Genomic DNA, 12363 nt, shown 5'->3' on the forward strand with positions numbered 1-12363 from the left:
GTAGCGGCCCCAAAATCCAGGGCCGCTACGCAGCCCATCGGGGCTAAATCCCCTCACCACCAAGGGTTTGTGTTTGAGCTTTAAGCGGCAACCGGTGGCGGCAAGGTCGCCACCAGGCGGATCGACGCCGTCAGCTCCTCCAACTGGAAGTGCGGCCGCAGGAACACCGTCGCCCGATAGGCGCCCGGCTTGCCGGCCACTTCAGTGACGTCCACCCGCGCTTCGCGCAATGGGTATTGCGCCTTGATTTCCTGCGGGGCGTTGTCGTTGATCAGCACGTAGTCGGCGATCCAGTTATTGAGGTAGGTCTGCACGTTGTCGCGGGTCATGAAACTGCCGACCTTGTCGCGCATGATCACCTTCAGGTAATGAGCGAAACGTGAGGCCGCGAGCACGTACGGCAACATCGCCGAGATCCGCGCGTTGGCGTTGGCCTCGTTGGTGTTGTAGACCTTGGCCTTGTTGGTGCTCTGGCCGCCGAAGAACACCGCCACGTCGCTGTTTTTCTTGTGGCACAGGGCAATGAAGCCGAGGTCGTTGAGCTCTTTTTCACGACGGTCGGTGATCGCCACTTCGGTCGGGCATTTCAGCGACAAGTCGCCAGAACTGGTGCGGAACGTATGCGCCGGCAAACCCTCTACCGCGCCGCCGCCTTCAGCACCACGAATCGCCGCGCACCAGCCGTACTTGGCAAACGCCTCGGTGATACGTTGCGACAACGCCCACGCGGCGTTACCCCACAGGTATTTACTGTGGTCGGTGCCGTTGACGTCTTCGACGTAGTTGATGCCTTCCACCGGCGATGTGTCCGGGCCATACGGCAGGCGCAGGAGGAAGTGCGGCAGCACCAGCGAGACGTAGCGCGAATCTTCGCTCTCGCGGAACGAGCGCCACTTAATCAGCTCCTGGCTCTCGAAGACTTTCGACAGATCACGCGGCACTGCCAGCTCAGTGAAGCTGTTCATGTCGAACAGCCGTGGGCTGGCGGCGGCAATGAACGGTGCGTGGGCAGCGGCGGCAACGTTTGACAGTTTCTCCAGCAAGCCAATGTCCTGCGGGTGACGGCCGAAGGTGTAATCGCCCACGAGCAGACTGAACGGATGGCCACCGAAGGTGCCGTATTCCTCTTCGTAGATCTTCTTGAACAGCGCGCTCTGGTCGAATTCGACGGCTTTTTCCAAGTCGTTCTGCAGCTCTTTCTGCGTGACGTTGAGCAGGCGCAATTTCAGCCGCGTGCTGGTTTCGGTGTTCTGCACCAGCATGTGCAGGCCACGCCACGAGGCTTCGAGTTTTTGCAGGTCAGGATGGTGCAGCACCTCGTTGAGTTGCGCGCTGATCAGCTCGTCGATCTGGCTGATGCGGTCGTTGATCATCGCCACCGTGTCCTTGTCGATGGCCATGCCTTCGTCGAGTACCTGGGTGGCGAATTCCGCGAGCATGTCGCGGGCGTAATCCTGCTGACTGTCATCGTGGGCCATGCGGCCGTCGAGAATGATCTGGTCGAGCAGGGAAAGTGTCTCGGTCGTACTGTCGCTGGCTTGTTTCTGAGCAGAAGCGGGCATGGCGAATTCTCCCCTCGATTAAGTGGACGATCAGGCTTGCGGTTCGGCCGGGGCCTCGGCATCAGCTGCCGGGGTAGCGGTGTCCGGGCGGGCCGACTTGATTTCCTGCAGGCCTTCGGTGTTGGCGATGACATCGCGCAACAGCTTGTCCAGGTCATCGTTGCCGTCGAGTTTGGTCAGCAGATCACGCAGACGCTGGCGTGCCTCGAACAGGCGCCGCAGCGGCGTGACTTGTTCCACCACCTTGACCGGGTCGAAGTCGTCGATGTGCTTGAAGTTGAGTTCGATATTGAGCTTGCTGTCGTCGCCGCTGAGGGTGTTGTTCACCTGCAGTGTGGCGCGCGGGCTGATCGAGGCGAGCACCTCGTTGAAGTTGTCGCGGTCGATTTCGGTAAAACGCCGCTCATTCAGTTTTGCCAATGGCTCAAGTGGCTTGCCCGACAGATCGGCAAGAATCCCGACCACAAGCGGCAATTCCTTTTTCTCGATGGCGTTGCCGATTTCGACGTCGTAGGTGATTTGCACTCGGGGCGGGCGCACCCGGTCGAGCTTGTGCTGAGTACTTTCTGCCATGTCGGCGAACTCCGATGCGATGAGCGGGCGCAATGCATCGGGATGGCCCGTTCATCGCTTTCCCTTGCTGGACCGTAGGTTAGAAAGGGAGGCAGATGACCTGTCGTTCCTTTGACAAACCTTCCTCATTCGGCTGTAGGAACCGAACTACCCAAGACGCTAGAACAGGTCTATAAAAATGCAAGCAAAAACATTTTTGGACAGGCTCGCGAAAAGGAAAATTCATTTTGCGTAGACGATTTTTTATAACGTTGCTGCTGGTGTGCCTCAGCGGTTGCTCCTTTTTCGGGCCGAAGGTCGACCTCGACAGCCTCACCCTCGATGTCGCCCCCAAAGCCAACGACGACACACCGATTGCCGTGGATTTCATCGCCGTCAACGACCCCGATCTGCTCAAGCAACTGTCGGGCATCAGCGCCAGCCAGTGGTTCGCCGGGCGCGAACAGTATCAGCGCGACTATCGGCAACTGATGAGTGTGTGGGGGCTTGAGCTGGTGCCGGGGCAATTCATCGACCGTCAACCCTTCCCGCTGGGGGGCAAGAAGGCCGCTGGACTTTTAGTCTTCGCCAGCTATAACACTCCCGGAGCGCACCGATTGCGCCTCGACGACCAGAGTGAGGCGTGGCTGAAATTCGACAGTCGCGAGATGACCCTGGTGAACAACACCGAGCACTGAAATACCACCGCTGCCGCCGGATCGCGGTCTTGTCGAAGGGAGTCGTATGAGTCTGCTACCTGACGCGGTTTGCTGGCACGAAGGCATGCAATTGCTGCCGCAGCATTTTCAGTTGCAAGGGCTGCGGGCTGAAGCCTTGGGCGCGCACCTGGCGCAGGCGTGCAATCCGTGGTTCTGGGGCGTCAGCCACATGGAATTCGACCCGTCGGCACTCAGCGCCGGCGTAGTGCGCGTGTTATCGCTGCAGGGCACCATGCCCGATGGTCTGCCGGTGGATTTGCAGGCCGGGGTCGGGCCGACGCTGGAACTGGATGTCAGTGCGGCGATCGATGCCAGCGACGACGCTACCGTCACTGTGTACCTGGCGATCAGTCCGCTGTGGCGTGCCGGCCAGTTGCTGCCGCTCAAGGGCCGCTTGCAGTCGGTGGTTGGCGAGGCGCTGCCGGATCTCACCAGCGGCGAATTCCCTGAATCGATCACCGTGTGGCGCCCCAACCCACGCTTGTGCACGCAGCAGAACAAGGCCGATTCGATCTGTTTGCCGCTGCTGAAAATCCGCAAGGAGGGCGGCGGTTTCCTGCCGCTCGCTTACACACCACCGACGCCAATCGTGCTGCCGGAATCTGCACTCGGTCGACGCATCGCCGGGCTCTGCGCGCGGGCGCGGGAGAAATGCCTGTTCCTCGGTGGTCGCTTGCGTCAGGCGCAACAGGCCGGCAATCAGGACGATGCACTGGAAATCCGCCGCCAGTTGACCGCGCTGTGGGCACGCTTGCCGGAAGTCGAAGGCACGCTCAGTAGTCGCATCGCCCAGCCGCAAACGCTCTATGTGCAACTGTTGGGCGTGGCCGGCGCGTGGTCAGCGCTTGATCCGCTGGCCGGCGTGCCGGCGTTCGCACCGCTGGACTTTGTCGAGTTGCAGCGCGGTTATGACGCCGTCCTGCAATGGCTGGAAACCACCCTCGAACTGATCCGCGCCGGCTATCGCAGCTTGCCGTTCGAACGTGGCGAGCAGAGTTTTTCCATTCAATTGCCCGATGAACAACCGAGCCAGCGCCTGGTCATCGGCCTGCGCATGCCCAACGGCGCCAGTGAACAAGCGGCGATTGACTGGTTGCGTAGCGCGATCATCGCGTCGGCACCGCACATTGCCTTGCTCAGTCGGCAGCGCATGAGCGGTTTGAGCCATCAAGTGATGAGCCGCAGCGAGCAGGTGGCATATAGCGTCGGCGAAGATACGCGGCTGTTTGTGGTCAGCGCCGAAGGTGCCTGGTTTGACGCGCAACTGCCGCTGATGATCGCCGCCCCGGCTGCGAAGCTGACCAGCAGCCCGTGGCAAGTGGTGCTGTTTATTGCCCAGAACAGTGAAAGTGCCTGATCACACAAGGAACGCCGTATGTCGCAAGGAAGTGCCGCAAGCCTTGGGTTGCAGGACGCACCGTTGAGCAGCGCGTTCCGCGAGGCATGGCAGCAATGGCAACACGACTGGGTGCATTTGCCCAAGGACAGTGAGGACGAAACAGCGCTGGTCGAGACCGTGGTCGAGCTGTCGACGCAGGTGTCGCAACGGTTATGGCGCACGGCATATTCACGGGTCGGCGATTCGGCGACCGAGCAGGTCAAGGCGCTGGTTTATGCCTTCGTCGCCTTGATCGATGAAACCCTGTTGTTCGAGCCATGGCCGGGGCAGGCGGCGTGGCAGGACAAACCACTGGAGTCGCGGCTGTACGCCAGTCGTCAGGCGGGCGAGCAGGTGCCGGCGGCGATTCAAAGTCTGCTCGATGATCAGCAACCGATCACTCGCGATCTGGCCAACGTCTATTTGCAATGTCTGATTCTGGGTTTCCATGGCCGCCTGCGCGGTGAACACAGCCTCGCGCAATTGGCCAAGTGGCGGTTGGCGCTGTTCAATTTTGCCTGGCAGGACGAAGCCACGTATGACGATGTCAGTCGGCGTCTGGTGCAGCCGTCGCTGGCCACCCCCTTGCAGTTGCCTGTGCGTACGGCGCTGCCGGACGGCTTTCGCCTAGCCTTGGGGATTCTGGCGATGCTGCTGTTGCTGACGGGTCTGGGTCATTGGTTGTGGCGCGATATCGCCCAGGAGTTGCAACCGATATTGCAAACCAGCGATGTGGTCGCCGCACCGGAGCAAGGCTCATGAGCCCGCTGACGATTGTTGCGTGGGTGGTTGCGCTGTTACTGCTGCTGGTGATCATCGCGGTGGCGGTGTGGTGGTTGCGCACCCAGAGCGGCGCGGCGATCCGCAGTTTTTATGCGTCGGTGCGCCACATGGAGCAGGAGCAGGGCAGTCAGGATCGTTATCAGATGCCGTGGCTGCTGATGCTCGGCGATGAAACCCAGGGCACGCAACTGGTCAGCGAATGGCGCTTGCAGCCGACCGACAAACCCGCCTGGTTTGGCCGCTGGTGGTCAGACCCCGAAGGCGCGGTGCTGGTGGTGCCGCAGGCGCTGTTTCTGCCGGATGACGGCATGCACCTGCAACGCGGCGGCTGGTGGCGCCTGCTCGGGCTGATCCTGCGGTTGCGCAGCAAACGGCCACTGGACGCGGTGATCTGGACGGTGCCGGCCAGTCGCCTGAGCAATCTGGAGCAGGCCACCAGCCTTGGCCTGGCCGCGCGCCGACGTTTCATCGACTTGCTGCAACGCTTCGGCCTGAGTGTGCCGGTGTATGTGATTGTCACCGGCCTGGAAGATTTGCCGGGGTTTCAGGAGTTGATCGGCGCGCTGCCGGAAGAGGCGCGCGAACGCACCTTGGGCTGGTCGTCACCGTACCCGCGTGACGCCGTCTGGCAGGGGCAATGGAGTGATCAGGCGCTGGATCGCCTGCACCGGGCGGTGGCCGAAGCGGTGATCGAAATCGGCACCCTGTGCGGGCAATTGAGTGCGGATCTGTACGCTTTGCCTGATCGCTTGGAGACATTGCGGCGTGGTTTGCAGAATGTTCTCGAACCGGTTTTTCAGGGCAATGCGCAGGGCGAAGCACCGTGTTTTCGTGGTGTGTATTTCACCGCCAACATTGCCGGGGACGATGCGCAGGATGGTTTCTCCGCCGACGACAGCGGTCTGCAGCGCAGTGCCTTTGCGCGACAATTGTGGCGGCAGCGATTGGTCGGGGAACGCGGATTGGCGCAGAGCGTGCCGCGCCTGTTGCGCCTGCGCCAGCGTTGGCAACGGCTGATCGCCGGCGTGGCCCTGGTGGTCGGGGTGGTCTGGGCGGTGGCGATGGTCTGGGCCTGGCATGTCTCGGTCAGGGACGCGCACGAGCTGGCACGGCAGATGCAAAACGCACAGAAAAGCTACGTGGCGGTCACCGATGAGGCGCATCGCATCGAGCCGACCCGGCGCAACGTCCAATCGTTCTGGCGGGTGCTGGAGAAGGCGCCGCACTGGAACTATGTCTCGCTGGTGTTCCCGACCTCGTGGTTTTCTTCGCTCGACACGCAACTGGAGCAAGAGGTCTTCCAGTCGACCCAACGGCATATTCTCTTGCCTCTGCATCAATTGCTGAGCGCCGATCTGGCAACCATCAAGACGATCCGCAGCACCGACCGACGCAGCAGCGTCGAGAGCGAAGACCCGGCGCAATGGCAGAATTATCAAAAAGCCAACGATCTGGTCGATCGCGCGTTGCGGCTGGAGCAGCAGAACCAATTGTTCAATCAGGTGCAGACCGATCAGCACGCGCCGCTGGATGATCTGGTGCAGTTGAGCAACAGCGCGCTGTCGCTGAACCTCAACAGCGCGACCTTGCCCTACGCGCCGTTCTACAATCGATTGCTCGTGGCCGGCGACAGCAACGGCGACAATTTGCAGGCACTCGACCTGAGCGTCGACCGTCCGCAGATCGTCAGCAACTTTTCCGGGCTGATGCAGCGCTGGCTCGATCAGTACTTTCTCGCCGACAACTTTGTCAGCCGCGCCGGTTACCTGAAACTGCACCTGAATCAACTGCAGGCCGGCAGCGGCAATAGCCTGCGCGAACTGGAAGACCTGGGCGCGCTGATCGACGACCTGCAAGCGGCGATTGCCCTGACCAATTCCACTTGGAGTCGCGGCAAGGGCCAGGAACTGGTGCCGGGCTATCGCGATTTCATCGACAAGGTGCGCAAGAGTTCGTTGTTGGGGCAGCAGGTCGGGCAAGACCTCGACACTCAGGCGGCACAGTTGCAGCAGAGCTTTCGCGATCAATGGATCGCCCAGGTCGGTTCGCGGGGCAATTTGCTGGTGCAACAGGCCAGCGGGCAATTGGCGTTGCAGGAGCAAGTGGTGAAGCTGCATAACGCGATTCAGGGGTTATTCAAGCGTGATTTTGTCTCGGTGGCCCTGCGTGACAGCCAGGACAACGTCAATCTGCAAGGGCAGACCGTAGACGGCGATGACCTTAATGAGTCGCTGAAGTATTTCGCCGATTACAACAGTTACATCGCCGAAGAGCTGCCGCGCATACCGCCGGATTATCGCAGTGCGATGATGAAAACCGCCGAGAGCGCCGCCGCCCAGGCCATGTGGATGAGCCTCAAGGATCATAACGATCAGGCGCATCCCTATGCCGTGTTCAATGTGCGGGCCGAACAAGCCATGGATTTGCAAAAGGCCTTTGTCGAAGTCCATCGCACGGACCTGGCGACGCGCCTGCAAACCGCGCTTAACCGCCGCGCCATGGCGCAGATCATCAATGGCCTGGATGAAATCACCGCGCAACCGCTGTTCGGTGGACGCACTGAAATCAGCCAATGGAACGGCTCGAAAAACCTCGGCCTGCAATTGTTCGGTGCCAACGATGTGCAGGACCTCAAACTGAGTCTCAAACAGCAGTTCAACACCATGCTCGGCATTATCGAGCGGCGAGCCACCTCGTTGCAGTGGCTGATGACGCAGCAGGCCAATCTGTCCGCGCTCGATTACGAACGCGTGACGCAGTTCAACGCGCTCAACGACGAATTGCTCAAGTACAAGGAAGCCAATCCGGCCAGCTCGCCGGCGCAGATCGAGCAACTGGTCAGCCGCGATTTCGTCGAGATGGACACCGATACGTGCTTGCAGATGCTGCAGACCGCCAATCTTTCTGGCGGCCGCGGCACCCTGGCAATGCGCGCACTGGAGCTGCAACAGACGGCCATGCAGCGCTGCCAGTTGCTCCAGGTGCAACAAGCGGCGGCCGCGTGGAATGAACTGGCCAACTACTTCAATCAATACCTGGCGGATCGGTTTCCTTTTGCCAACGGTGTGCAGGCGCAGGATGCCGACCCGGCGCGGGTCCAGTATTTACTGGAACTGATCGACAAACGCTTGCCGGTGGCGCAGGCGGGACTGGCCACCAATCAGACCCCGGAGCGGTTGGCGGCGGCAGACTTTCTCAATCGTCTGAAGCAGGCCAGTACGTGGCTGGCGCCGCTGTTCGTGCGCGACAAGAGCGGCATTCTCGGCGTCGAACTGGACGTGCGCTGGCGCACTGATCGCGATGACGAGAAGGGCGCTGATCAAGTGATCGCGGGCGGGCTGCTGGCCGGCAATCAACAGATCAATTATCCGGTGCCCGGCGAACAAGCCAATCTGCGCTGGATGGTCGGCCAGCCGATCCGCCTGACCCTGCGCTGGGCGCGCAACGGCAAGGAGCGCCCGGTCAACGATCCGCTGCAACCGAACCTGGTGGTGCGCGACCTCGAAGCCGGTTGGGAGTACGGCGGGCCTTGGTCGCTGCTGCGCATGATGCGCGCGCATTTCTCGGTGCAGCGTCAGCCGAGCATGGACTACACCGAGTTTCCGCTGGCCTTGCGTTTGCCGGTGACCGCGTCCAGCGACAGCGTCACCAGCGAATTCACGCGGATGTTCGTGCGCCTGTCGTTGATGAGTCAGGGCTCGAAATTGCCGCTGTCGATTGCACCGCTGCCCACCCGCGCCCCGCGTTCGCCGTTTCAGGCGACCAGCAGCACCGCCGCCATTGAATCGCAGAAGGAGGGGTTGTGAGCCTGCCATCGACCACGTTGCCGGACTTGATTGAGCAATTGCTTGCGCCCATCAGCACGCAGGCGCCCTGCGGGGTCGATCTGCGTTACGAGCGCGAGTTCGACCAGTTGCGCGACCTGCGCCGAGAGGACGACGCCAGCCTGCCGACCGGTGTCTGGCAATCGACACTGAAGCGGGCCAATTGGTCGGACGTCGAGAAGCTCACGACGCAGTTGTTGCTCGAACGCAGCAAGGACCTGATGCTCAGCGCCTGGCTCGGCGAAGCCTGGCTGCACTTGCAGGCGCTGGATGGATTGCCCGGCAGCCTGGCGCTGATCGCCGGATTGTGTGAGCGCTTTCCCGAGCATCTGCATCCGCAGGCCGAGGACGGCGACCAGTCATGGCGGGTGATTCCGCTGGAATGGCTGGTGCGTCGCTACAGTGAAATATTGCTCACGCGCGTGCCGTTGTTTGGTACGCGCAACAGCGATTTCGAGAGTTATACGCTGGAAGTCTGGCGCCGTTTGCAGGTTCAGCAGGTGCAAGCCAATGACAGCAAGAACGCCAAGAGTTCGGCAGAAACCGCGCGCAACGAACAGAAGAAACTCAACGATCAGGTGCGCGCAACGCCCTTGGCGTTCTGGCTGCGTACCCAGGGCAATCTGTTGTTGAGCCTGCAACACCTGCAACGGCTCGACACCTGGAGTGAAGCCTACCTGGGCGAACAGGGGCCAGGCGTGCGACCGCTGCAGGACATTATTCAAGCGCTGCTGACACTGGTTGAGGAATTTATCGCCATGCACCCACAGCAACCGGCTTCACCACCGCCACGGGTCGAGGTGCCCGCCGCTGCAGAGCAGCCTGAAGAAGCGGCGCCGATCGCGCAGGTGTTTCGCGAACCGGCCAACCGCGAAGAGGCCTACCGGCAATTGCTGTTGATCGCTGAATATCTGGCCCGCACCGAGCCTCACAGCCCAGTGCCGTATCTGATTCGGCGCGGGGTCGAGTGGGGCAACAAACCGCTGAGCGAACTGCTCGGTGAATTGATCTCGGCCGATGCCGAATCGCGACGATTGTGGACGTTGCTCGGGGTGCTTTAGTGCACGCGCTGGTTGTTGAGTTTCGGCGGCAGCGCAATCGGCGTCAGCACCGGCTGACCGGAGAAAAACGCCGCGAGATTCTTGCCCACCAACTCGACCGTGCCTTGGGTGGCTTCCGGTGACAGGCCCGCCACATGTGGGGTGAGCAGCACATTGCTCAGGGTTTTCAACGCATCGGGCACTTGCGGCTCATGGTCAAAGACGTCCAGCGCGGCGCCGGCAATTCTGCGCTGTTCAAGCGCGGTGATCAGGTCCGCCGTGGCAATCACGCTGGCGCGGGCGATGTTGACGATGAAACCCTTGGGGCCGAGTGCGTCGAGCACTGGGCGCGTCACCAGGTGCTGCGTGCCGATCCCGCCCGGCGTAGCGACGATGAGAAAGTCCGAGGCCCGCGCCAATTCGGTCGGCGTCGAGCAGAACGCATAAGGCACGTCGCTGCGCAGTTGCCGGCTGTGATAGCTGATGTGCATGTCGAAACCCAGGTTCGCCCGTTTGGCAATCGCCATGCCCACCGCCCCCAACCCGAGAATCCCCAGGCGCTTGCCGGCCAGCGACGGGCGCATGATTTTCGGCCATTCGCCCCGACGCACCGCGGCATCGCACCGTGGAATGTCGCGCACCAACGCCAACAGCATCGCCATCGCGTGGTCAGCCACCGACGAGGCGTTGACCCCGGCGCCGTTGGTCACGGTGATCCCGCGATCACTGGCCGCTTGCAGATCGACCTGCTCGTAACCGGCGCCGATCACCGTGATGATTTTCAACGCGGGCAGGGCGGCGATTTCCTCGGCCGTGAGGCCCAGTGGGCCACGGGTCAGCACTGCGTCGATTCGTGCGCCGTGAGTGGCAATGGCTTGTGCACGTTCGGCCGGTGTCGGCGCCAGAATCAGGTGAAAGCCCTGATGTTCGAGAATCGGCAAGTAATCATTGATGGTTTCAACCAGTACCAGAACGGTGGCGGGCATTGCGCGGCTCCTGTGATCGTCGCTGTGTCGGTCGCGAAAAGTCGTGTCAGAGTGCTGATTCCAGAGCGGTTTGGCAAGGGTGGCCGCTGCCCCGTATCAGCCAGTGTAGGAGCTGAAACGGGGCGCGCGCGGGCGCTTCGTCAGAACGTCACGTCGGCGCTGTTGATCAGCCGGGCGAACGCGCCGCCGAGGGTTGCGTTGTGGTGGTCGATAATGGCTTGCGCGGACAGCGCCGCGGTGTCCATGCAAGTGTGGGCGTCGGCCACCAGCAGCGGTTTGAAGCCCAGGTCGGCAGCGGCGCGGCAGGTGCTGTCGATGCAGAACTGGCTTTTCATGCCGACGATGTACAGGTCGTCGATCTGTGCGGCAGTGAGTTGCTGCGCCAGTTCAGTGCCGTGGAAGGCGTTGGGCCGGGATTTGTTGAAGAGGACATCGATTTCTGCGTCCAGCCCAAGTTCAGGCAGCAATTGCCAGAATGGACTGCCGGCAGCAATCGGCGAACCCTCCGGGCCGGTATGGCGTACGGCGAAGACCGGCACATTGTTCAGGCGCGCTTTTTTGATCAGTTGCTGGATGTTGGCGAGGGTGCGTTCGCCTTCGTGAGGTTTTTCCGGGCCATGGAACAGGCCGACCTGCATATCGATGATCAACAGTGCTGCGGGCATGGTGTTTCTCCTTGGGTGCTGAAAATGCCGCACGGACGGGAGAAACAACAAGGCCCCGTCCATTGCTGGCGGGGCCTTGGGTTTGCTGCGCTGGATTTACCTCAGGCGCAAACACCACGACCCGCCGGTGGCGGTCGTGGTGGTACGGGTGAGGTGCAGCGCGCGAAGGTTCATGAGGCCGATCATGCTGTTTACGCCGTGCCGCTGTCAATTGGCGTATTGGGCGATGCCATTGCCGAAGGACCAGTTCTCCTTTTTCACTTCTACCAGATTGATGAACACGTCTTCGAGGCGGATCGACAGTTGTGTGTTGAGGTTCTGCGCGATGGTTTGGTACAGGGCTTTCTTCTGCTCCAGCGTTCGACCTTCGTTAAGGGTGATCTGGATGATCACCAGTTGGTCGGTACGCTGGATGCCGAGGTATTCGGGGTCGAAGATGAAGTGATTGGCGTCGTGCTCGTTGAGGATCTGGAAGTTGTCGTGGTCGGGGACGTTGATGGCTGTGCGCATGGCGGCGTAGATCTGCTCGCCGATGCGTTTGGCGAAGGTCGGATCGGGATGTTTTTTGATTTCGACGCGAACGAGGGGCATGGGTAGTAACTCCGTGGGGCAGGGGACTCATTCACGCTAGACCATTTGGACCAGATTTGAAGAGTCGGCTGTTCAACCGGACGCCATCGCTGGCAAGCCAGCTTCCACAGGTTTTTTCTGTCGCTCAGGGTTATGGATCTACCCCCGAACGGTGTAGGAGTGAGCCTGCTCGCGATGACGTTGGTCCAGCCAATGAGGATGTTGACTGGGCTGGCCTCATCGCGAGCAGGCTCACTCCTACAGGGATTTGTTTTGAGCAGAGA

At 61.2% G+C, this 12363-nt stretch carries 10 protein-coding genes; 5 read left to right on the plus strand and 5 right to left on the minus strand.

What is annotated here, in order from left to right:
- Positions 1-80: 80 nt before the first annotated feature.
- Entirely contained in the window at positions 81-1562 is a 1482-nt protein-coding gene (gene tssC / locus ACQ4MY_RS14355; RefSeq protein WP_008083962.1) for a type VI secretion system contractile sheath large subunit, read from the minus strand.
- A gap of 30 nt (positions 1563-1592) precedes the next feature.
- Positions 1593-2135 carry a type VI secretion system contractile sheath small subunit gene (tssB, locus tag ACQ4MY_RS14360; RefSeq protein WP_008083961.1) on the minus strand — a complete coding sequence of 181 codons (543 nt, stop codon included), beginning with the start codon at positions 2133-2135 and terminating at the stop codon, positions 1593-1595.
- A gap of 227 nt (positions 2136-2362) precedes the next feature.
- On the opposite strand from tssB, the gene ACQ4MY_RS14365 reads away from it, so the two are divergent.
- From ACQ4MY_RS14365 to tssA, 5 genes are read left to right on the plus strand one after another with little or no spacing between them, the layout of a single operon-like run.
- Entirely contained in the window at positions 2363-2812 is a 450-nt protein-coding gene (locus ACQ4MY_RS14365; RefSeq protein ID WP_158833607.1) for a type VI secretion protein, read from the plus strand.
- A 46-nt stretch (positions 2813-2858) separates the two neighbouring features.
- On the plus strand, positions 2859-4190 hold the full coding sequence (gene tssK, locus ACQ4MY_RS14370; protein ID WP_440095584.1) for a type VI secretion system baseplate subunit TssK: 1332 nt from the start codon (positions 2859-2861) through the stop codon (positions 4188-4190).
- An 18-nt stretch (positions 4191-4208) separates the two neighbouring features.
- Positions 4209-4973: a DotU/TssL family secretion system protein gene (locus tag ACQ4MY_RS14375; protein WP_440095585.1), complete on the plus strand. Its 765-nt coding sequence runs from the start codon at positions 4209-4211 to the stop codon at positions 4971-4973.
- A complete protein-coding gene (locus tag ACQ4MY_RS14380; protein WP_440095586.1) occupies positions 4970-8800 on the plus strand; it encodes a type VI secretion system protein in 3831 nt (1276 codons plus the stop codon). The genes ACQ4MY_RS14375 and ACQ4MY_RS14380 overlap by 4 nt, the downstream gene beginning before the upstream one ends.
- Entirely contained in the window at positions 8797-9879 is a 1083-nt protein-coding gene (gene tssA / locus ACQ4MY_RS14385) for a type VI secretion system protein TssA (RefSeq protein WP_440095587.1), read from the plus strand. The genes ACQ4MY_RS14380 and tssA overlap by 4 nt, the downstream gene beginning before the upstream one ends.
- Here the strand turns inward: tssA and ACQ4MY_RS14390 are convergent.
- The 3 genes from ACQ4MY_RS14390 to ACQ4MY_RS14400 all read right to left on the minus strand — a co-directional run bounded on the left by ACQ4MY_RS14390 (position 9876) and on the right by ACQ4MY_RS14400 (position 12100).
- Complete coding sequence (locus ACQ4MY_RS14390; RefSeq protein ID WP_008083953.1) at positions 9876-10844, minus strand: 2-hydroxyacid dehydrogenase; 969 nt, start codon at positions 10842-10844, stop codon at positions 9876-9878. The two genes, tssA and ACQ4MY_RS14390, sit on opposite strands and share 4 nt — an antisense overlap.
- A gap of 140 nt (positions 10845-10984) precedes the next feature.
- Positions 10985-11509 carry a cysteine hydrolase family protein gene (locus ACQ4MY_RS14395; RefSeq protein ID WP_440095588.1) on the minus strand — a complete coding sequence of 175 codons (525 nt, stop codon included), beginning with the start codon at positions 11507-11509 and terminating at the stop codon, positions 10985-10987.
- Positions 11510-11716: 207 nt separating this feature from the next.
- On the minus strand, positions 11717-12100 hold the full coding sequence (locus ACQ4MY_RS14400; protein ID WP_440095590.1) for a tautomerase family protein: 384 nt from the start codon (positions 12098-12100) through the stop codon (positions 11717-11719).
- Positions 12101-12363: the final 263 nt, after the last annotated feature.

The organism is Pseudomonas sp. SM4 (assembly GCF_051913165.1).
In the GTDB taxonomy this organism is placed as follows: Bacteria; Pseudomonadota; Gammaproteobacteria; order Pseudomonadales; family Pseudomonadaceae; genus Aquipseudomonas.